The organism is Ensifer sp. R-19 (assembly GCF_049905105.1).
Taxonomy (GTDB): Bacteria; Pseudomonadota; Alphaproteobacteria; order Rhizobiales; family Rhizobiaceae; genus Ensifer.
Window position 1 is genome coordinate 701,455 of the sequence record NZ_CP184571.1, and the last position, 19,277, is coordinate 720,731.

At 60.7% G+C, this 19,277-nt stretch carries 21 protein-coding genes; 17 read left to right on the plus strand and 4 right to left on the minus strand.

Annotated features, from left to right (window positions below; genetic code table 11):
• Window positions 1–268: 268 nt before the first annotated feature.
• The 3 genes from ACN9MO_RS33980 to ACN9MO_RS33990 form a co-directional block, all read right to left on the minus strand.
• Window positions 269–625 (minus strand): type II toxin-antitoxin system HicB family antitoxin, encoded by a 357-nt coding sequence (locus ACN9MO_RS33980; RefSeq protein ID WP_057248406.1) that lies wholly within the window; start codon window positions 623–625, stop codon window positions 269–271.
• The gene (locus ACN9MO_RS33985; RefSeq protein WP_425988815.1) at window positions 622–876 is read right to left on the minus strand and encodes a type II toxin-antitoxin system HicA family toxin; all 255 of its coding nucleotides are present in this window, start codon (window positions 874–876) and stop codon (window positions 622–624) included. Before ACN9MO_RS33985 ends, ACN9MO_RS33980 begins: the two co-directional genes overlap by 4 nt.
• A 263-nt stretch (window positions 877–1,139) precedes the next feature.
• Complete coding sequence (locus ACN9MO_RS33990) at window positions 1,140–1,607, minus strand: Lrp/AsnC family transcriptional regulator (protein ID WP_057248404.1); 468 nt, start codon at window positions 1,605–1,607, stop codon at window positions 1,140–1,142.
• A 229-nt stretch (window positions 1,608–1,836) separates the two neighbouring features.
• Here ACN9MO_RS33990 and ACN9MO_RS33995 point away from each other — a divergent pair, with 229 nt between their 5' ends.
• The 11 genes from ACN9MO_RS33995 (at window position 1,837) to ACN9MO_RS34045 (ending at window position 12,513) form a co-directional block, all read left to right on the plus strand.
• On the plus strand, window positions 1,837–2,898 hold the full coding sequence (locus ACN9MO_RS33995) for a homoserine dehydrogenase (RefSeq protein WP_425988817.1): 1,062 nt from the start codon (window positions 1,837–1,839) through the stop codon (window positions 2,896–2,898).
• Window positions 2,898–4,307: an aldehyde dehydrogenase family protein gene (locus ACN9MO_RS34000; RefSeq protein ID WP_425988819.1), complete on the plus strand. Its 1,410-nt coding sequence runs from the start codon at window positions 2,898–2,900 to the stop codon at window positions 4,305–4,307. The genes ACN9MO_RS33995 and ACN9MO_RS34000 overlap by 1 nt, the downstream gene beginning before the upstream one ends.
• A gap of 128 nt (window positions 4,308–4,435) precedes the next feature.
• Window positions 4,436–5,215, plus strand: a complete 780-nt coding sequence (locus ACN9MO_RS34005) for an ABC transporter ATP-binding protein (RefSeq protein ID WP_112996366.1) — start codon at window positions 4,436–4,438, stop codon at window positions 5,213–5,215.
• 41 nt (window positions 5,216–5,256) lie between these two features.
• Window positions 5,257–6,027 (plus strand): transporter substrate-binding domain-containing protein, encoded by a 771-nt coding sequence (locus ACN9MO_RS34010; protein ID WP_057248400.1) that lies wholly within the window; start codon window positions 5,257–5,259, stop codon window positions 6,025–6,027.
• A gap of 112 nt (window positions 6,028–6,139) precedes the next feature.
• On the plus strand, window positions 6,140–6,862 hold the full coding sequence (locus tag ACN9MO_RS34015) for an ABC transporter permease (protein ID WP_425988821.1): 723 nt from the start codon (window positions 6,140–6,142) through the stop codon (window positions 6,860–6,862).
• Window positions 6,863–6,873: 11 nt separating this feature from the next.
• On the plus strand, window positions 6,874–7,563 hold the full coding sequence (locus tag ACN9MO_RS34020; RefSeq protein WP_425988824.1) for an ABC transporter permease: 690 nt from the start codon (window positions 6,874–6,876) through the stop codon (window positions 7,561–7,563).
• A 146-nt stretch (window positions 7,564–7,709) separates the two neighbouring features.
• Window positions 7,710–8,930, plus strand: coding sequence for a trans-sulfuration enzyme family protein (locus ACN9MO_RS34025; RefSeq protein WP_425989400.1), 1,221 nt, complete (start codon window positions 7,710–7,712; stop codon window positions 8,928–8,930).
• 13 nt (window positions 8,931–8,943) lie between these two features.
• Window positions 8,944–10,335 (plus strand): aspartate ammonia-lyase, encoded by a 1,392-nt coding sequence (locus ACN9MO_RS34030; RefSeq protein ID WP_425988827.1) that lies wholly within the window; start codon window positions 8,944–8,946, stop codon window positions 10,333–10,335.
• Window positions 10,336–10,394: 59 nt separating this feature from the next.
• Complete coding sequence (locus ACN9MO_RS34035; RefSeq protein ID WP_425988830.1) at window positions 10,395–11,141, plus strand: phosphotransferase; 747 nt, start codon at window positions 10,395–10,397, stop codon at window positions 11,139–11,141.
• Window positions 11,138–11,581, plus strand: coding sequence for an Lrp/AsnC family transcriptional regulator (locus ACN9MO_RS34040; RefSeq protein WP_057248394.1), 444 nt, complete (start codon window positions 11,138–11,140; stop codon window positions 11,579–11,581). The genes ACN9MO_RS34035 and ACN9MO_RS34040 overlap by 4 nt, the downstream gene beginning before the upstream one ends.
• A 20-nt stretch (window positions 11,582–11,601) precedes the next feature.
• Window positions 11,602–12,513, plus strand: coding sequence for a homocysteine S-methyltransferase family protein (locus ACN9MO_RS34045; protein ID WP_425988833.1), 912 nt, complete (start codon window positions 11,602–11,604; stop codon window positions 12,511–12,513).
• Window positions 12,514–12,710: 197 nt separating this feature from the next.
• On the opposite strand, the gene ACN9MO_RS34050 is transcribed toward ACN9MO_RS34045, so the two are convergent.
• A complete protein-coding gene (locus tag ACN9MO_RS34050) occupies window positions 12,711–13,739 on the minus strand; it encodes a LacI family DNA-binding transcriptional regulator (RefSeq protein WP_425988836.1) in 1,029 nt (342 codons plus the stop codon).
• Window positions 13,740–14,033: 294 nt separating this feature from the next.
• Here ACN9MO_RS34050 and ACN9MO_RS34055 point away from each other — a divergent pair, with 294 nt between their 5' ends.
• The 6 genes from ACN9MO_RS34055 (at window position 14,034) to ACN9MO_RS34080 (ending at window position 19,274) form a co-directional block, all read left to right on the plus strand.
• Entirely contained in the window at window positions 14,034–15,056 is a 1,023-nt protein-coding gene (locus ACN9MO_RS34055) for a sterol desaturase family protein (protein WP_057248391.1), read from the plus strand.
• Window positions 15,057–15,173: 117 nt separating this feature from the next.
• Window positions 15,174–16,145 carry a substrate-binding domain-containing protein gene (locus tag ACN9MO_RS34060; protein WP_057248472.1) on the plus strand — a complete coding sequence of 324 codons (972 nt, stop codon included), beginning with the start codon at window positions 15,174–15,176 and terminating at the stop codon, window positions 16,143–16,145.
• 118 nt (window positions 16,146–16,263) lie between these two features.
• Window positions 16,264–17,286 (plus strand): ABC transporter permease, encoded by a 1,023-nt coding sequence (locus ACN9MO_RS34065; RefSeq protein ID WP_057248390.1) that lies wholly within the window; start codon window positions 16,264–16,266, stop codon window positions 17,284–17,286.
• A gap of 8 nt (window positions 17,287–17,294) precedes the next feature.
• Window positions 17,295–18,122, plus strand: coding sequence for an ATP-binding cassette domain-containing protein (locus tag ACN9MO_RS34070; protein WP_057248389.1), 828 nt, complete (start codon window positions 17,295–17,297; stop codon window positions 18,120–18,122).
• Window positions 18,123–18,178: 56 nt separating this feature from the next.
• A complete protein-coding gene (locus ACN9MO_RS34075) occupies window positions 18,179–18,490 on the plus strand; it encodes a MocE family 2Fe-2S type ferredoxin (RefSeq protein ID WP_057248471.1) in 312 nt (103 codons plus the stop codon).
• A 4-nt stretch (window positions 18,491–18,494) separates the two neighbouring features.
• Window positions 18,495–19,274 (plus strand): TIM barrel protein, encoded by a 780-nt coding sequence (locus ACN9MO_RS34080; RefSeq protein WP_112996358.1) that lies wholly within the window; start codon window positions 18,495–18,497, stop codon window positions 19,272–19,274.
• The last annotated feature ends 3 nt before the right edge of the window (window positions 19,275–19,277 follow it).

Genomic DNA, 19,277 nt, shown 5'->3' on the forward strand with positions numbered 1-19,277 from the left:
CGCAACCATGCCGAGTTACGGTGACGGCCGCCACAACATAAAGTCGAGCAAATCTGGAAGGAATACTGACGAAGCCACGTGACCTTGAACGGCCGCTTGCCGCGCCAACGCTGTCAAGAAACAAGCTGCGCAACGTCATCGGGTTCATGTGCCGAGTTTGTTTCCGGTTGTGCGTCCAGGATCGCATAATGTATCGACTGGAATGCCAGCCCTGCGAGGAAGCGAATGGCCGGAAATGAGTCTGTGGCCATCTGCGTCCAATGGGGCGCTACGCCGAAAGACGAGCCTCAGCGAAGTGCGCCGCGGCTTCTTCCAATGCCTCCTCGGCCCACTGATTGAGACTCTTTCCCGAAAGTTCTGCAGCCAGGGCAGCTCGGCGGTGCACTTCAGGAGCAACACGAAACATCATCTTGCCTGAATAGGGCCTCTGAGGCTCTTTGCCGATGCTCTTGCAGGCCTCGAGGTAATCATCGACAGCCTCATGGAACGCCTTCTTCAGTTCACCAACGCTGTCCCCGTGAAACCCGACTACGTCAGAAATGCCTGCAATCTTACCGAAGAACAGTTCGTCCTCCGCATCGAATTCAATGCGAGCGTGATAGCCGTTGTAAGTCATAGTGTTCATGGTTCTACTCCAATCTGCATCAGGAACTCGCGAGCATCGCGAACCTGATAACGCTTTGCCTCCTTGTCTGGATGAGGACGATGGAAGCTCGCGATAATGCCGTCCTTTTCGAACTTAACGCGCGACCCGTTTCCTTCGATGACGTTCGCGCCGGCAGCTACAAGCAGGCTTTCTATAGCGGCCCAATCAACGGTTCCTGAGACCGGATCTCTGAATACCGCCGCGAGGGTCTTTTTCTGCTTGCTGTTCATGCTAGCAAATATAGTGGTGCTTGCTATTTCTGCAAGCGTTATTTCCGATGCTGATGCGACCTGACCCCGCGGCGCATTGGTCCGCGTGTTGGGGCCTTCGTGTCCGCAGTTCGATGGGTTCGACCTCTACCTGCGCACCCGTTACGCTGCTAAGGTCCGTGCGTTCGTCGCTTTCCTGGTAGAAAAGAGGCGACAGGCAAATACCCAGCGTGCTGAAAGCGGCCCAATGTGAGAACACTTCAGGCCATGCTCGCGCCCCCGAGTTAATCCGCAATCGGGACGTACATGCCGGTCTTGATATCCTTCAAGACGACATTGGTGTGAATGCGCTTGATCTGAGGGTTTTCGGACATCAGGTTGGCCGTAATCTCGTCGTACTGGCCTACGTCGCGCGCAGTGATTATGGCGATAAGGTCGACTGCGCCGGTCACATAATAGACCTGCTGAATGTGCTCTTGCTTCGCCAACCACACTCGAAATTTTGATAGGGCGTCGTAGTTTTCGCGTTCGATTTCCATTCCGGCAATGAACGTCATTGGGTTCCCGACCACCTTGCGATCGACGATCGCAATCTCTGCGGTAATGATGCCGGTGTCGCGCATCCGCTTTAGGCGACGCTGCACGGCGGAGGCCGAAAGGCCGACGATGTCGCCGATTGCTTCGGCTTTCATCTGACAATCGACTTGAATGATGCTCAAGATCTTGCGGTCAAAGTCGTCGATCAAATCCATGGTGTCATCTCTGCTCAAGTGCCTGGCGGACATTATGCACGGGGGCGTGCGACGAAGGTGCCGATTTCTGCCGGCTTGAGGCCTTCTCGTTGCCGCTCGGTTTGCGTGGATTCTGCGCATTTGTCACTGCTGCGTTGCATTGCGGCCTATTGTTTGGCCGTTTCGCAATCTTCCTTCTGCCGGTCCCGGTCGTCATGCTCTCCCCCATCGCCCATGATGAGGAACCGACATGGTACAGTACAACATAGCTCTTATTGGTTTCGGCGGGGTCAATCGCGCCCTTGCCCAGCTTGTGGCCGAGCGAAACGACCTCTGGCAGTCGGAGCTCGGTTTTCGACTGAACATCGTTGCGGTTACAGACCTCAACCTCGGTTCGGTCATTTCGCAAAACGGCATCGATCCGCGCACGCTCGTCGAAACAAAATTCGAAAAGGGGGGCTTTGCCCGCCTTTCCGGCGGATCGGCCGAGGCTGACAATGAGAAGGTCATCCGGCAGGCCCCCGCCGGAATCGTCGCTGAAGCCACCTTCACCAATCCTCAAAATGGCGAACCGGCCGTTTCCCACTGCCGCTGGGCGCTCGAGAGCGGCAAACATGTCGTGACCACTAATAAAGGCCCGGTGGCGCTCGCCGCTCGCGAGCTTGTGGCCCTTGCCCGCCGCAACAACGTTCACTTTGAATACGAAGGGGCGGTGATGAGCGGCACGCCCGTCATCCGCCTAGCCAAGAATACGCTTTCCGGCGCCGGACTGAGCGCTTTTCAAGGCGTTCTGAACGGTACGTCGAACTTCGTCCTCGGTCGCATGGAGGCCGGGCTCGGCTTCGCGCAGGCAGTGCAAGAGGCGCAGGCGCTCGGATACGCCGAGGCAGACCCGACCGCAGATGTCGAAGGATACGACGTCCGACTAAAGGTGGTCATCTTGGCAAATGAACTGCTGGGCGCCGCGCTCAAGCCTTCCGACGTCTCGTGCCGGGGGATTTCATCGCTCACCGCGGCCGACATCCAGGCTGCAGCCAAGGACGGATGCCGCTGGAAACTGATCGGCTCGGCGGCTCGCCGAAAGGATGGGGAAATCGAGGCGTCCGTGGCACCGCGCCGACTGGACCTCGACCATCCGCTCTGCGCGGTGAACGGCGCCACCAACGCCGTTTCCTTCACTACGGACCTCCTCGGCGCCGTGACGGTTACCGGACCGGGCGCTGGCCGCGTCGAAACCGCCTATGCCCTCCTCTCCGACATCATTGCCATCCACCGCGGGTCACGCGGCAGCCTGGCGAAGGAGGCCGCTTGATGGTCAGCCCGAAGCTTCAGATCGCATCGAGTGCGGAGGAGATCACCGTTCTCAATCCTTTTGACGGCGCGATTGTCGGAACCGTTGTGGCCAGCAGCCCGGACGATGTCGGTTCGCTCCTGGCCCGCGCGAGACGCGGGGCCGCGCAAGCGCGGGCGCTGCCCCGGCACCACCGCGCCGCCATTCTGGAAAAGGCGGCACGGCTCATTGAGGGGCGGCGTGAGGATTTCGCACGCACCATCGTTTGCGAAGCCGGCAAAACCATCGTTCAGGCGCGCAAGGAGACGTTGCGCTGCGTGAACACGTTGAAGCTCTCTGCAGAAGAGGCGAGGCGAAACGCCGGCGAGATCGTTCCTTTCGACGCCTATGCCGGTTCGGAGGCGCGCCAGGGATGGTTCACGCGCGAACCGCTCGGTGTCATCGCAGCCATCACGCCCTACAATGATCCGCTGAACTTGGTCGCCCACAAGCTTGGTCCGGCTATCGCCGGTGGCAATGCCGTCGTGTTGAAGCCCTCGGAGCTGACACCGTTTTCGGCGCTCAAGCTGGTCGATGCGCTGGCTGAAGCAGGCTTGCCGGCCGGGATCGTCACTGTTGCCATTGGCGGTGCGGATCTCGGGCGCGCCATCGTGTCGGCAAGGGATGTGCGGATGGTTTCCTTTACCGGCGGTTTTGCGACCGGCGAGGCGATCACTCGCTCCGCCGGACTGAAGAAGCTCGCAATGGATCTCGGTGGCAACGCTCCGGTCATCGTCATGGCAGACAGCACGCTCGACAAGGCGGTGGAGGGCTGCATCTCGGGCGCTTTCTGGGCGGCCGGCCAGAACTGTATCGGCACGCAACGCATCCTCGTACAGACCGCCTGTTATGATCGTTTCCGCGAGGCCTTCATAATGGGTGTGGCCGGGCTTCGCTGCGGGGACCCGGACCGTGAGGAGACGGATGTCGGCCCAATGATTTCGGCGGCTGCGGCCGAACGGGCGGAAGCGGCGGTCCAGCACGCGCTCGATGCTGGCGCGACGCTCCTGTGCGGCCACCGGCGCGAGGGTGCGCTTTACCATCCGACGGTGCTTGAAGCCGTGGCGCACGACAACCCCCTTTGGCGGGAAGAGGCATTCGCACCGGTGGTGATACTCGAGCGCTTTGATACGCTGGCGGAGGCAATCAGCATGGCGAATGAACCAGACTATAGCCTGCACGCCGGCATCTTTACCAGCAGCCTGGCAGATGCACTAGAGGCCGCCGCCGGCATCGAGGCCGGCGGCGTCATGATCAACGATTCCTCGGACTATCGCTTCGACGCCATGCCGTTTGGCGGCTTCAAGCATGGCAGCATGGGGCGCGAAGGCGTGCGCTTCGCATACGAAGACATGACTCAGCCGAAGGTGATCTGCATCAATCGGAATTGATGCGGAGAAAACGCTAGCCATCGCCAAAATCTGCGGAAATGCGCTTCATACACAGCTAACTGCGCGGCAAAGCCGCGCACGCGATCGCTAAACTGCACCGCAACAAGCCACGAAAAGTGGGGGAACGCATGAAAACGGACATCTCCTGCGCGCTGCGCGTCGACGACGTATACAAGAGCTATGGCACGCACGAGGTGCTCAAGGGCATCTCGCTTGCTGCAAGGAAGGGCGATGTTATCTCCCTGATCGGCTCGTCTGGATCCGGCAAGAGCACCTTCCTGCGCTGCATAAACTTTCTTGAGATCCCCGATCGGGGCCGCTTCGTTATCAACGGCGAAGAGGTTCTAATGAAGACGGGATCGGACGGTCGCGCCCATCCCGCCAACCGGCGTCAGGTGGAGCGTCTACGCACCGGCCTCGGCATGGTTTTCCAAAGCTTCAATCTCTGGGCGCACATGACAGTGCTGGAAAATGTCATCGAAGCGCCCGTTCATGTCCTCGGCATGGGGCGCAAGGAGGCAGTCGAGAAGGCTGAAGCACTCCTGCAGAAGGTCGGCCTCTACGAGAAGCGCAATGTCTATCCGGCTTTCATGTCGGGTGGCCAGCAGCAACGCGCCTCGATTGCAAGGGCGCTGTGTGTCGATCCGTCGGTGATGCTGTTTGACGAGCCGACATCCGCACTCGATCCGGAACTCGTCGGCGAAGTGCTGAAGGTCATTCGCGACCTCGCCGAAGAAGGCCGGACGATGCTGCTCGTAACCCACGAGATGAAGTTTGCCCGAGACGTCTCCAGCCACGTGATGTTTCTGCACCAGGGCCGCGTCGAGGAAGAGGGCCGACCGGAACAGATTTTCGGCGCTCCGGCCAGCGCCCGATGCCGCGAGTTCACAAGCTCGTCCCGCCACTGAACGTGCGCGACCGCCAATCATAAGAGAGAAAGGGAACCTACATGAAGACCGCATCCTTCCTTGTCGCCGGCACGATCCTTATCGCCTCTGCCGGCAGCGCAGCCGCCGACGTGCGATTTGGCATCATGAACGAAGCTTACCCGCCGTTCTTTACAAAGGACGCGACCGGCAAATGGGTGGGCTGGGAAATCGAACTGATGGATGCCGTCTGCGCCGAAATGAAGGAAACGTGCTCGGTCGTGGACATGTCGTGGGACGGACTGATCCCCGGTCTTCAGTCGCGAAAGTTCGACGTCATCTGGTCGTCCATGTCGATTACCGATGAACGCAGCAAGACGATCGCCTTCACCAACAAGTATTACAATACACCGAGCAAATTGATCGGCGCGCAGGACGGCAGGGGCGGCACCAGCGTCGACGACATCGCCGGCAAGACCGTCGGCATCCAGGTGTCCACGATCCAGACGGAATACTACAAGAAGCACTATGCGAGCGTGGCGTCCGAGAAGACCTATGCCACGCTCGACGAGGCGTTCCAGGATCTCGCTGTCGGTCGTGTGGACTACGTCTTCGGCGATTCCATTCCGCTGATGACCTTCCTGCAGTCGGACTTCGGCAAGGATTGCTGCGAGGACAAGGGCAACGTGAAGGACGATCCGCAGGTCCTTGGGCAGGGTATTGGTGGTGGCTTGCGAAAGGACGATGCCGAGCTGCTCGCGAAGCTGAACGCTGCAATCGCCGCCGTTCGAGCCAACGGTACATATGCCGCAATCTCCAAGAAGTATTTCGACTTCGATCCCTACGGCGAATGATTGAAGCGGAGGGGCGTCGACGTGGCGCCCCTTCAGCTCACTCCGGACAATACTCCCTCAAAAAGAACAGTGTGCGAGCCGCAGCGACTCGGACGCCGAGGAACCATTTCCTATGCCGACAAGTCCATCCATTCTGGAACTGCTTTCTCCCTATCCGCCAGGATGGGGCGGGGTGCTGCTTCAAGGCGCGGCCTCGACTATCCTGATTTCGCTTGGCGCGTACGTGCTCGGCATCATGATCGGGTTTGTGGGTGCGGCAGGAAAACTCAAGGGCAGCCGCCCGGTGTCCGCCGTGCTTGATTTCTATACGACGGCCGTTCGTGCCATTCCGGAACTGATCCTCATCATTGGCCTCTACTACGCCGGAACCGACGGCATCAACAGACTGCTGTCCTCATTCGCTTTGCCGCCGATCGAGATCAACGGCTTCTTCGCCGCCGTTGTCGTGCTCGGGATCGTTCAGGGCGCGTATATGACCGAGGTATTGCGCGGCGCGATCCTCGCTGTGCCGACCGGCCAGATCGAAGCTGCCAATGCCTTCGGCATGCGACCTTGGCTGCGGTTCCGCAGGATAGTTCTGCCGGCGTTGATGCCGAACGCTCTACCGGGACTGGCCAATCTATGGATGTCGGTCACCAAAGATAGCGCCCTGATCGCCGTGGTCGGTTATCAGGAGCTGGCGCTTGCCACGCGCCTGGCCGCAGGCAACACCAAACATTACTTCCTGTTCTTCTTCGCCGCAGCCTTGATCTACCTGGCAATCACGCTCGTCTCCAACGTCATGTTCAGCAGTCTGGAAAGCTATTTCCGGCGCGGTCAGCCAAAAGCAGCCTGAAGGGACGGACTATGGATTTCTCATGGGTTTCCAACTACTGGCCGCTGATCGTAGCCGGCGCCACACAGACCGTGTTGCTGCTCGTGATCTCCGTCGGCTTCGGCTTCGTCTTGGCGATCGGCCTTGCGTTCGCGCAGGTGAGCGGTCCGCACTGGCTGCGCTGGGTAGCCAAAAGCTACTGCACGTGTTTACGAGGCACGCCACTGCTCATTCAATTGTGGCTGCTCTACTACGGTATCGGGTCGCTGCTCCCGATGATCCCGGGGCTGCGCTCGAGCTTCCTTTGGCCGATCGTGCGCGAGGGGTTCTTCTTCGCGGCGGTGAGCTTCACGCTGAACTATGCAGCTTACGAGGCTGAGGTGCTGCGTGGTGCGCTGCTCGCAGTCCCGAAGGGCGAGCTGGAAGCCGGACAGGCCTTTGGCATGGGCCGATGGACATTGTTGCGACGCATATGGCTGCCGAGGGCGATCCGTATCGCGCTCCCAACAATCACTGGTGAGGTGGTTCTGCAACTCAAGGCGACGCCGCTCGCCTTCACCGTCACGGTGATGGATCTCTACGCCGTCGCCTACAAGATCAGGCAGGACACGCTCCTGGTCTACGAGCCGCTTGTCGTCGTCACGCTCTTCTACGTCTGCCTCACCATCCTCATCACGCGCGCCTTTCGGGTCGTCGAAATGCAGGTGCCGATACGGCGTTGAAGCTCGGAGCGCACTCCAAATCCGATGTTCAAAGGATCGATGGCGCCGCCCGTAAGGCCATTTCCTGGAAACCTCCGGGACCCAAATCGCAGGAGGACGCGATGACTATCTCGAAACTTTCAGACCTGCCAACGCACGGGCCCAGCATGAGGGCGCCTGGCGCAAGGGCAGATCTCAGCCGCGACACGCTGGCGCTGAGCGCCGGGCTTGTCATCGATCCGTCGACCAAGGCGATCGCCCCAAACATCTCCATGTCTGTCAACAACCTGCTTGAACCGGGCAACGGAGCCTTTTCCGCAGATGGCGTCGATGATCTGACGGCTCTGCCATTTCTTTACGCGCGCTGGACCAACCCGACGGTTCGCCAGCTTGAAAAGCGGCTCGCCGCCTTGGAAGGGGCCGACGACGCGGTTGCGACGGCAACGGGCGTGGCAGCCATCGGCGCCACGTTTCTCAGTTTCCTGAAAAAGGGTGACCACTTGATCCTCAGCGACGTCTGCTATGCAGGCGCCAACGAACTTGCACGGCGCATCCTGCCGGATTACGGCATCGAGGTCACGCCGGTGAACATGGCACGTCCTCAAGATGTGGCGGCCGCCTTCCGCCCCAACACGAAGCTCGTCCATTGCGAAAGTCCGTGCAATCCGATCCTGCGCCTGACCGATCTCGGGGCTATTGCCGCACTCGCCAGAAAGCATGGCGCACTGATGTCGGTCGATTCAACGCTTGCGACCCCCGTCGCCACGCAGCCGCTGCTGCTGGGGGTTGACCTGGTCATCCATTCTCTCACGAAATTCATCAACGGCCATGGCGATGCCCTGGGGGGCGTTGTCTGCGGCCGTAAGGAACTGGTGGAGAAAATTCGCTCGCGCGCCGGCGTTTACCTTGGCGCATCGATGCCTGCGATGAACGCCTGGCTCATTTTGCGCGGCATCGACACACTGTTTCCCCGCATTCGGACGATCTCCGAGTCCGCTTCAAAGATCGCGGCCTTTCTCCAAGACCATCCTTCGGTCGTGGCCGTGACTTATCCGGGGCTTGCCTCCCATCCGCAACATGAGCTGGCGAAGCGCCAGATGGACGTGTTCGGCGGCATCGTGACCTTTCAAGTGAAGGATCCGGGGAGGATGGCCCAGCAACTCGCCGGGCGCCTCAAGATTGCCCACTATGCCTTTTCGCTCGGCCACCAGCGCTCGATCGTCGTGCTGCTCGAAACGGATGAAATGATGAAGTCCACCTACCAGCTTACCGGTGAACAGCTCGAGGACTATTGCCGCTTTGCTGGCGACGGCGTGTTCCGCCTGTCGGTCGGTCTCGAAGCGACAGACGACCTAATCGACGACCTTGAGCAGGCCATTTCCGAGTGAGGCAGGGCTGACCATGACAAAAATGCGCATCGAAACCGATCATCTTGGCCGACGGGAACTGCCGGCTGATGCCATGATCGGCATCCATACGCGCCGAGCAACGGAGAACTTCGACGTTTCCGGCATCCGGCTCCAGGATTTCCCCGAGTTCATCCGCTCGCTGGCGATGGTCAAGAAGGCCGCTGCGGCGACCAATCGGGAGCTGGGTCTTATCGATCCTGCGATCGCGCAGGCCATCGATCGGGCGTGCGACAGGCTGATCACCGGGGAAATCCTTGCGCCGCATTTTCCTATCGACATGATGCAGGGCGGGGCGGGGACCTCGACCAACATGAACGTCAACGAGGTCATCGCCAATCTGGCGCTTGAGGCGCTGGGGCGGCCGGTCGGCAGCTACGAGGTGGTCAATCCGAACGATCACGTGAACCTGAGCCAATCGACCAACGACGTCTACCCGACCGCCATCCGGCTGACCGTGTTGCGGGAAGGCGAAGTGCTGGTCGCGGCGTTGCAGGCCTTGGTCACTGCCTTGCGGTCGAAGGGCGACACCTTCGCAGGCATCGTCAAGGTGGGCAGGACGCAGCTTCAGGATGCTGTCCCGATGCTCCTCGGCCAGGAGTTCGAAGCTTTTGCCGAGACGCTGGAGGAGGACGTCGCGCATTTTCTGGGCACAGCTGAATTGATGCGCGAGGTCAATCTCGGTGGCACGGCGATTGGCACCGGCGTCAACGCGCCGCCTGGGTTCTCGGCGGCGATCTGCGCGCACCTTTCCATGATGTCCGGGATTGCGGTGAGGCCAGCGCGAAATCTGGTCGAGGCGACATCCGACACGGGCGCGTTCGTGACGCTTTCGGGGGCGCTGAAGCGCACAGCGGTGAAGCTCTCCAAGATCTGCAATGACCTTCGCCTGCTGTCGAGCGGTCCGCGCGCCGGTTTCGGTGAGATTCTGCTCCCGGCCCTCCAGGCCGGCTCCTCAATCATGCCGGGCAAGGTCAATCCGGTGATCCCCGAAATGGTAAACCAGATTGGTTTTCAGGTGATCGGCAACGACCTGACGGTCACACTTGCTGCCAGCGCCGGCCAGCTTCAGCTTAACGCAATGGAACCGGTCATCGTGCTCAACATCCTGCAGTCGCTGCGGCTTTTGGTGAGAGGCCTTGACGCGCTTCGTACCCGGTGCATCGACGGGATAGAGGCGGATGCCAAACGTTGTCAGGCGCTTTACGACGGGTCCCTCGTCCTTGCTGCCGCTCTCAATCCCTTCGTCGGATACGCAAAGGCCACTGCCTTTGCCGGCCGGGCGCTCGCAGAAGGCATCCCGCTGCGCGAGGCGGTCGAACGCGACAGCGGGCTGAGTGCTGCCCAGATCGACGCGATTTTCGGCGCTGGTGTCGTCAAAAGCTGAAGGGACGGACAATGGCTGTTTTTACAGATCTATCGGAGGCCGAATGCAATCAGATCGCGATGGCCTATCGCCTTGGGCGCCTGACCTCGGTGATCGGTATTGCCGATGGCGATGCGGAGACCACCTTCCTTTTCCGTTCCGAGCGCGGTGAGTTCATCATTACCCTGTTCGAGAGCTTCGCCGACCCGTTTGATCTTGAGCGCGCGTTCCGTACGATGGAGACGCTTGCTGCCGCTGGCGTTCCCTGTCCCGCGACCCTCCGCACGGATGCGGGTGCGGCAACGATCACCGTGTCGGGCAAGCTCGTCGCGGTTGTTGGTTTTGTGCCCGGGGCGCGGCCAAGTGAGATCACCACCGGCAAGTGCCACGCACTGGGTATCTGCGTCGCGCGGATACACCAGACGCTGAGGCGCGCAGTGGAGGCAGTGTCGGACGAGTTGCCAAGTGGAGCTGTTCACGGCGCTATCAATCGCGACAACGTGTTCTTTCTCGACGGAGAGGTGAGTGGTGTCATCAATTTCCGACTGCGGCGCGACGACGTTCTGATCACCGAACTCGCCCAGGTGCTGCTGCATTGGACCGCGAAGGCAAACGGTGCGCTCGACAGGACGCTCGCCGGCGCGCTACTGACCGGCTACACAGAAGTTCGTAGCCTCAGCGAGCTAGAGCAACAGGCCTTGCCGGGCTTCACCATGGCGGCCGCGGCGACCTCGTTTGCGCAGTGTGGCAGGTTTGCCGAACTCGAAGACGCCGCGCAATGCGCCTTCCGGTCTGCGAAGGTCGTTGTCGAGGAGATGCGGTCATGAAGCGCATCCTCGATCGGGCGGACGAGCGCATTCTCGCCGAGTTGACCCGCAACGCCCGGATCCCCCATGCGGAGTTGGCCGAGAAGGTGAACCTTTCGCGCAATGCCGTGCGCCAAAGGATCGAGCGACTGGAGCGAGATAGCCTCATCCTGGGGTACACGATCGTCGCAGGCGAGGGAAAGCCGCGCACCGCGGGGGTCACCGCACTGATGTTTGTCTACCGTCATGACCGCATGCGCGGTGGTGAGGTTATCCAGGCACTCAAGCGCTTGCCGGAGGTCGTCTCCTGCGACGTCATCAGCGGCGAGTTCGACCTCGTTGTTCGGGTCGAGGCGAGTGCGACGGACCGCATCCGTGAAATCTGGCAGGAAGTGTCCGTCCTGCCCGGTGTTCGGGACACGCTGACGGCATTCGCATTGTCCTCGATGATCAAGCGCTGACCGGGATGGGAAGGAAATCCATGAAATCCGTAAGAATCCTCGACGGCGGCATGAGCCGCGAGCTTCTCCGCCTCGGTGCGCACCTCAGGCAACCGGAGTGGTCTGCACTCGCGCTGATTGAGACCCCGGCGATCGTTCGGCGCGTGCATGAGGAGTTTATTGCCGCAGGCGCCGACATCATCACCACCAACAGTTACGCGCTGGTACCGTTCCACATTGGCGAGGAGCGGTTCCGCCTAGAGGGCCGCAGGCTGATGTCCCTTGCCGGACGTCTGGCGCGTGAGGCGGCCGACGCGAGTGTGGACCGAAGAGTGCTCGTTGCCGGATCGTTGCCGCCGATTTTTGGCTCCTACGAGCCGCAGCGCTTCATGCCGGACCGCGTGCACGACTACCTCGGCGCGCTGGTTGAGGAACTCTCGCCGTCGGTGGATGTCTGGCTCGGGGAAACACTCAGCTTGGTGACTGAAGCCGAAGCGGTGCGGATCGCGGTGGCCGGCACCAGCAGACCGCTCTGGATATCATTCACGCTCGATGACGAGCCGGGTGCCGAGCGCAGGCCGGCAGCGCTACGCTCCGGCGAAAGCGTGGAGGAGGCCGCGCGCTGGATCGCCGGATCTGGTGCGGCAGCACTGCTCTTCAATTGCAGCCGTCCTGAAGTCATGCGGCGCGCCGTCGAAGAGGCGGCCTCCGTTTTTGCGCAGGAACGGTGCACCATCGAGATCGGTGTTTATGCCAATGCGCTCGCCACTGAGGAGCAAGGCGCAGCAAACGAGACACTTCATGCGGTTCGCAACGACTTGTCTGTCGACGGCTACTCCAGCTTCGCCTGTGAATGGGCAGAGAGCGGCGCGACGATCATCGGTGGCTGCTGCGGTGTCGGGGCATCGCACATCCGTTGCGTCTCTGCCCGGTTCAAGGTGGGTGAAAGATAGCCTTCCTTTTCGGAGTGCATGGATCACCGGTTCGATTCCCCTCAAGGCGACAGATTCGTGGTTGGCCTCCGAGGCTCTCGGTCACTTTGTCCGCATCGAAATCTGGGCAGCGTCCTGAAGTGCACGCTCTAATCTCAGTACGGCAGATAATGCGTCGTGAGGAACCGCGCTAGGACAATTGCTTGCATGGTGCGTTTTCAGAGGTTCTCGCGCGTGTACATCTCGAAAGGGACAATTTTCGTGTAGCTCGCTTTCGCGCCCTCCGACGCGACGGCAGCGATCATGCCTTTGATCGCCTCGTTGGCGAGACGTTCCAGGGGGTGGGCAATCGACAGCGTCAGAGCACCATCGAGTAGGGCGCTCTTGACGTTGTCCATGAGTTCGTAGCCGACGACAACCAGAGTGCCGGCCCGTCCGGTCGTACGAAGGGCGGCAAGCACTCCGCTGATGCCGCCGCCCGCCACGTAGAGGCCGGCAAGATCGGGATGCTGGTCCAACAATCGTTCAGTCATTTCCTGCGCAACCGCGGAGGATTCGAAGGTCGACAGCGGCTCAAGCAGCAGGAATTGGGGAGCGTGTTCCCTAAAATACGAGCGGAAGCCGGTTTCGTTCATCTCCTGATTCCGGTAGCGCGGATTGCCCATCAGCAGGCCAATCTTGCCGGGCTTCTTGCAGATGTGGTCGAAGGCCCAGGCCGCAGTGCGGCCGACTTTCCAGTTGTCGAGGCCGATGTAATGGATCTGACCAGTTGCCGCGAGCTGCGAGATCAATGCAAAGACCGGTATCCCTCGGCCCTGGATTTCTTCAAGCGCTTGAGTGACGACAGGATGCACCGCGGTGGTGATGCAGAGCGCGTCGCATTCGCTGGCGAGTGTCAAGGCACGCTCCGCGGTGTTCTGCGGCGCCAGGTCTTCGAGATGCTCGATCCTCAATTCGACCTCGACCGCCTCGACTGCAGCTGCGGCTTGCGACAAGGCGAGTGCCACGAGTTGGTAAAAGGGACGATGCGGCTGAAGAAGGATCACGCCAAAACGGTACTTCGGGCGCGCGGCGGCATTGCGCGCCTGGATCGCACCCAAGCCGTAAAAGCCGATGCTCTCGGCGGCCGCCTGAACCTTTTCCCGCGTAGCCGTCCGGACATTTTCCGCGCCTGATAGAACCCGGTTCGCGGTGGCAATCGACACGCCCGCCGTTTCTGCGAGATCGCGGATCGTCGGTCTCTTCATTGGCCCCCGTGATATAAAATGTATCATTTCGTCTAGGAAATGAGATGAATGACACGATCATCTAATGAGAGACAATTGCGCCTTGATTTAACACCCGTCAAGTTGCCATTGTTCGTTTCAGAGATTGGCGTGTGGGGAAAACAGAAGCCCAAACGCCTGGGAGAGAAATGCAATCGACATCGCGGGATTCTGTGCTTTGGGCCTTCGCCCGAAGAGAGCAGCTCTGTGCCCGGAGTAAACGTCGATGCCTTTTCTTCCTTGCGAGCAGCAAGACGCTTGTCGGGAGGCATGACGATGGATGATCTTAATTACGGAACCCGTAACAAGCGCGGCGACTGGGCGCCCAACGGGCGCATCGAGGTTGCGCCGTTCTGGGCCTGGCCCCCGAAGATTCCGTCCGTTCTCAGATGGTTGCCTGAATATATCTGGCCGTGGAACGCCTTCCACATGGCAACGGCGCTCCTCTACTGGTTCTATGTCGTTCCGGATGTCGAGGTGATGAAGGCGCTGGACTGGCAATGGGCGCTGTGGCTCTACGCGGTGAACGCGGCGGCGATCTTCGTCTTCTACGGTTCGGTCGAGCTCTTTTTCTACGTGAAGCGCAAACAGGGCAACCGCTTCAAATACAATGTGAAATTTCCAAGCGAGCAGCCGTCGGACGTCTTCTGGTTCAAGAGCCAGAACATCGACAACTTCCTGCGCTCGTTCTTTTTTTCGATACCGCTGTGGACGCTGGTCGAGGTGTTGTTCCTCTGGGTCTTTGCCAACGGCTGGGTGCCGTGGCTGAGCTGGTCAGAAAATCCGTACTACCTCGCGTTTCTCGTTGCGGCAGCCCCCATGATCCACGAGGTGCATTTCTTCATTATCCACCGGCTGATCCACTGGGGCCCGCTCTATCGCTGGATCCACTCCGTCCACCACAATTCGGTGAACCCTTCGCCGTGGTCCTCGCTCTCCATGCATCCGGTCGAGGGCTTCCTCTACCATGCCGTGGCCTTCTGGCACCTGGTGATCCCCTCCAATCCGATCGTGGCGATGTTCCAGCTTCATATCGCCGGCTTCGGAGCGGTCAACGGGCACATCGGTTTCGACAAGCTCGAGGTTACGGAAGAGACCCCGCTCGATACCCATGCCTACGCTCACTACCTGCACCACAAGTACTTCGAGGTGAACTATGGCGGGGACGGTCTCATCCCGCTCGATAAGTGGTGCGGCACCTGGCACGACGGCACCAAGGATGGCGACGTCCAGATGCAGGCGCGCTTCGCCAAGAAGAAGGAGCGCATGAACGCCAAGACGGCGCGCGCGAACTCGTGAGTTCACCAAGGCTTGGGCTCCGCGAGGAGGCGGTTCCCAAGGCCGAACGGTCGCCGTGACCCAGACTTCTAGCATTTTAACCCGCCATCCGGCGCAAGGGAGGAAAACCCGATGACAATGCTGACCACCATGACGAAAGCTTTCGCGACCTCGGTTGCGATCTGTCTCACCGCCGCAAGCGTTGCGCTCGCCGCCGACATCGCCGTTGTCGGCGGAAAGACCGACGATGCTTTCTGGAGCAAGATCAAGAAGGGGGTCGACGATGCCCGCTTCGTGGTCGAAACCAACGGCGGCAAGGTCACCTATCTGCAGCTCCAGACTTACGACAACCTCGGACCGGATGCGGCAGGCCTGGTGCGCACAGCCATCAGCCAGGGCGTCACCGGTCTCGTCGTTCCCAACTGGGTGCCGGAAGCAGAGGACGAGGCGATCAAGGCCGCCGCCGACAGTGGCATCAAGATCATCCTCATGAATGCCGGTTCGCTCGACAAGGCGAAGGAGCTAGGCGCTATCAACTATGTTGGTTCGGACGAGTACCTCGCCGGTATCGCGGGTGGCGAATACTTCGGCAAGAACGGCCAGAAGAACGTGCTCTGCGTCAACACGCTTCCGGGCAGCGCCAATCAGGAAGCCCGCTGCAAGGGCGTGATCGATGGGATCACCAAGGCGGGCGGGACCGGCAAACAGCTGCCGCTGCCAGCAACGAGTTTCGGTGATCCCACCGCCATTGCCGAAGCCGTCAAGGCGACGCTGACGCAGGACGGTTCGATTGACGGCGTCATCACCATTGGTGCCGGTGACGCGGACGCGGCGGCGAGCGGCATCCAGCAGGCCGGCAAGGTCGAGAGCGTCAAGCTTGGCTCATTCGACTTCAACGAGGCCGGCCTCGACCGCATCAAAAACAGCGCGCAGCTCTTTGCCGTCGACCAGCAGCCGTATCTTCAGTCACTGCTCTCAGTCTCGCTGCTCGCGTCTCACATCGACTTCGGCACGGATCTTCCGGTCAAGCCGGTGCTGACCGGTCCGGGCATCGTCGATGCATCGAACATCGAGTCGACGCTCTCCGGCGTCTCCAAGGGCGCACGCTAAACCCGCGCGCTCGCTGGCCGCTCCCTGCACCTCCTCCAGGGAGCGGGCCCGTTACAACACGGCAAAGCCGGGAAGGGGAACCATCATGAGCTCGAAAACCGCAAGCCAACCACTCGCCATGGGGCAAACGTCAACATCTTCTAACGTCTCCGGCTTTTCCGTCGGCGGACTTTTCCGCAGACCGGAAGCCGGCGCCTTTCTCGGCCTGTTCGGCGTCTTCGCCTTCTTCCTCGTCTTTGGAAGCATCGATTTCCTGAAGCCGGCGGGTGCGGCAAGCTGGCTGAACGTCGCGGCCAATCTTGGCATCGTCGCCTTCCCGATCGGTCTTCTGATGATCGCCGGTGAACTGGACATTTCCATCGGCTCGATGATCCCAGCCGGCTCCATGACGGTCGCAATCATCTCAGGCTACTACGAGCTGCCGATCTGGCTCGGAATAGCTGCCTCGCTCGCTCTCGGCGTCTTTGTCGGTCTGGTGAACGGGATCCTCGTGGTCCGCACCAATGTGCCGTCGCTGATCGTCACGCTCGGAACCCTCTTTGCGGTTGCAGGCCTCGTTCTTGGACTGTCCGTTCTCCTCACCGGAACCACCAGTGTCGCCCTCAAGGCGCCCGCGCTCGCGAAGTACCTCTTCGGCCAGTTCGTCGCCAACACCTTCCAGGTGATCATCTTTTGGTGGCTGGCACTGACGGCGCTCTATGTCTACGTGGTTCACTACTCGCCCTGGGGCAACTGGATCTTCGCCATGGGCGGCGACAAGATCAGCGCGCGCAATGCCGGCATCCCGACGGCTCGTCTGACGATTGCACTCTTCGTGTTGTCGTCCACCAGCGCCGCCTTTGTCGGCATGTGCCAGGCGATACTCTTCAATTCCGCTCAGGTCTCGGCCGGCATGTCCTTCATCTTCAACTCGATCATTTCGGTGGTCGTCGGCGGCGTGCTGCTCACCGGTGGCTTCGGCTCCATCATCGGCATCTTCTTCGGCACGATCACCTTCGCCGTCGTCAACCAAGGCATCTATTTCACGTCCTTCGACCGCAACTGGTCGAGCCTCATCATCGGCGTGATGCTGCTTCTGGCCGTGCTGATGAACAACACCTTCCGCAGCATGGCGCTCTCCTACTCGCCGAAGAAGAAGTGAGGTCCGACATGTCCGCGCCCATCCTCAAGCTCAGAAACATCTGCAAGTCCTTCGGTCCGATCGATGTCCTCAACGACATCTCGCTCGACATCTGTCCTGGCGAAGTGCTGTGCCTGCTCGGCGACAATGGCGCCGGCAAGTCCACGCTAATCAAGACGCTTTCAGGCGTCTACCGCCCGACATCCGGCACGATGGAGATGGACGGCAAGGCCGTCGAGTTCAACGGCCCGCGCGACGCCAGCAGCCGCGGCATCGCGACGGTTCACCAGTTCGGCGGCACGTTCCCGCTAATGAGCATCGGTCGCAGCTTCTTCGTCGGCGTGGAGCCGACCAGAGGCTGGGGGCCATTCAAGGTATTCGACCGGAAGAAGGCAAACGAGATAGCCATCCATGCCATCCAGGACTTCGGGATCACCCGGATCGATGACGGCGACCGGCTGGTCGGTGGCCTTTCAGGCGGGGAGCGGCAATCGCTCGCCATTGCCCGTGCCGTCCATTTCGGCGCGAAGGTCCTGATCCTCGACGAGCCGACCGCCGCCCTGGGGGTGAAACAGGCTACCCATGTGCTCAGGATCGTCAACGAGGCAAAACGCCGGGGCCTCGCCGTCGTCTTCATCACCCATCAGGTCATGCACGCGATGGCCGTGGGTGACCACTTCGCGGTGCTGATCCGCGGCGCGATCGCCGCCGATTTCCGCAAGGGCGAGAAGACGCGCGAGGAAATCACCGACCTGATGGCGGGAGGCGAGACCATGGCAGAACTCGAAGCCCAGATCGACGGCTACATGACCGCCCATGACGGGCACGCGCCCCAGATTGCCGGTGCGGCGGTCTAGCCGGCCGCACTCCGAAGAACCGAAACGCACAAAATGAAATGCCAAAGGATGAAGACATGGGGACTTGGACCCGCGCCTGCGCAACCGACGATGTCGAGCTTGAGGATTTGCTCCGTTTCGATCACGGCGGACGCTCATTTCTGGTGATCCGCAGCCCGGAAGACGAGTTCTTCTGCATCGACGGGATCTGCACGCATGAACGGGTGCACCTTGCCGATGGCCTCGTCATGGACGGCATCATCGAATGCCCGAAGCATAACGCGCATTTTGACTACAAGACCGGCGAGGCGACGCGCGCGCCTGCCTGCATCAACCTCAAGTCTTGGCCGGTAAAGGTCGAGAACGGCGACGTATTCGTAGAGATCTGACGATATGACACAGTTTGCATTGGCCGCTTGCGCGGAAATGATCTGGCGGGATCGCTCCATCGAATGGAGGGCCTCGCGTCTCAAGGAAATGGGTTTTGGCGTCGGCCTATGGAACTGGCCGGACCACGATCTGGCGAAACTGGAGGCCACCGGCGCCACGTTCACCATCATGAACGGCTATCTCCGCGGGAGGCTCACCGATGACGACGGAGCGGCCGAACTCCTTGAAACCGCACGACAGACGGCCCGTATCGGAAAGAGGCTTGGTGTGCAGCGTCTCAATCTGCACGGGACCGGCCTTGGCGAAGGTGGGCTCCCAGTCCAGCCCATCGAGGTGGTAACAGGGGCGATGTGGCTGAAGGCGCGCGACACGCTTTGCCGTGTCGTCGACATGGCAGAGGAAGAGAGCGTCACCTTCACGCTCGAGAACCTCAACCTTCCCGTCGACCATCCGGGCGTACCCTTCGGTCGGGCCGAGGACACTTTGGTATTGGTCGCGAGCGTCAATCACCCGCGTCTGCGTCTCAATCTCGACCTCTACCATGCCCAGATCGGCGAGGGGAACCTGATCGAACTCTGCCGCAAGTGCCTGCCCTTTATCGGCGAAATCCAGGTGGCCGATGTGCCTGGCCGCTTTGAGCCCGGAACCGGTGAGGTCAACTGGAAGGGCATCGCCACGGCTCTAAAAGCCATGGGTTACGCCGGACCGGTCGGCATGGAGGCTTTTGCCTCCGGCGATCCGGAACTCGCGCTTGAATCCTTCCGCAACGCGTTCACGGTGTAACTT

What these genes read in the sequence shown, in the direction of transcription:
- ACN9MO_RS34025 (WP_425989400.1), top strand. Translation starts at nt 7,710, where the DNA reads ATGAGGGCGCCTGGCGCAAGGGCAGATCTCAGCCGCGACACGCTGGCG.
- ACN9MO_RS34065 (WP_057248390.1), top strand. Translation starts at nt 16,264, where the DNA reads ATGGGGCAAACGTCAACATCTTCTAACGTCTCCGGCTTTTCCGTCGGC.
- ACN9MO_RS33995 (WP_425988817.1), top strand. Translation starts at nt 1,837, where the DNA reads ATGGTACAGTACAACATAGCTCTTATTGGTTTCGGCGGGGTCAATCGC.
- ACN9MO_RS34055 (WP_057248391.1), top strand. Translation starts at nt 14,034, where the DNA reads ATGGATGATCTTAATTACGGAACCCGTAACAAGCGCGGCGACTGGGCG.
- ACN9MO_RS34020 (WP_425988824.1), top strand. Translation starts at nt 6,874, where the DNA reads ATGGATTTCTCATGGGTTTCCAACTACTGGCCGCTGATCGTAGCCGGC.
- ACN9MO_RS34015 (WP_425988821.1), top strand. Translation starts at nt 6,140, where the DNA reads ATGCCGACAAGTCCATCCATTCTGGAACTGCTTTCTCCCTATCCGCCA.
- ACN9MO_RS34010 (WP_057248400.1), top strand. Translation starts at nt 5,257, where the DNA reads ATGAAGACCGCATCCTTCCTTGTCGCCGGCACGATCCTTATCGCCTCT.
- ACN9MO_RS34040 (WP_057248394.1), top strand. Translation starts at nt 11,138, where the DNA reads ATGAAGCGCATCCTCGATCGGGCGGACGAGCGCATTCTCGCCGAGTTG.
- ACN9MO_RS34000 (WP_425988819.1), top strand. Translation starts at nt 2,898, where the DNA reads ATGGTCAGCCCGAAGCTTCAGATCGCATCGAGTGCGGAGGAGATCACC.
- ACN9MO_RS34035 (WP_425988830.1), top strand. Translation starts at nt 10,395, where the DNA reads ATGGCCTATCGCCTTGGGCGCCTGACCTCGGTGATCGGTATTGCCGAT.
- ACN9MO_RS34005 (WP_112996366.1), top strand. Translation starts at nt 4,436, where the DNA reads ATGAAAACGGACATCTCCTGCGCGCTGCGCGTCGACGACGTATACAAG.
- ACN9MO_RS33980 (WP_057248406.1), bottom strand. Translation starts at nt 625, where the DNA reads ATGAACACTATGACTTACAACGGCTATCACGCTCGCATTGAATTCGAT.
- ACN9MO_RS34060 (WP_057248472.1), top strand. Translation starts at nt 15,174, where the DNA reads ATGCTGACCACCATGACGAAAGCTTTCGCGACCTCGGTTGCGATCTGT.
- ACN9MO_RS34050 (WP_425988836.1), bottom strand. Translation starts at nt 13,739, where the DNA reads ATGAAGAGACCGACGATCCGCGATCTCGCAGAAACGGCGGGCGTGTCG.
- ACN9MO_RS34070 (WP_057248389.1), top strand. Translation starts at nt 17,295, where the DNA reads ATGTCCGCGCCCATCCTCAAGCTCAGAAACATCTGCAAGTCCTTCGGT.
- ACN9MO_RS33990 (WP_057248404.1), bottom strand. Translation starts at nt 1,607, where the DNA reads ATGGATTTGATCGACGACTTTGACCGCAAGATCTTGAGCATCATTCAA.
- ACN9MO_RS34045 (WP_425988833.1), top strand. Translation starts at nt 11,602, where the DNA reads ATGAAATCCGTAAGAATCCTCGACGGCGGCATGAGCCGCGAGCTTCTC.
- ACN9MO_RS34075 (WP_057248471.1), top strand. Translation starts at nt 18,179, where the DNA reads ATGGGGACTTGGACCCGCGCCTGCGCAACCGACGATGTCGAGCTTGAG.
- ACN9MO_RS34030 (WP_425988827.1), top strand. Translation starts at nt 8,944, where the DNA reads ATGACAAAAATGCGCATCGAAACCGATCATCTTGGCCGACGGGAACTG.
- ACN9MO_RS33985 (WP_425988815.1), bottom strand. Translation starts at nt 876, where the DNA reads ATGAACAGCAAGCAGAAAAAGACCCTCGCGGCGGTATTCAGAGATCCG.
- ACN9MO_RS34080 (WP_112996358.1), top strand. Translation starts at nt 18,495, where the DNA reads ATGACACAGTTTGCATTGGCCGCTTGCGCGGAAATGATCTGGCGGGAT.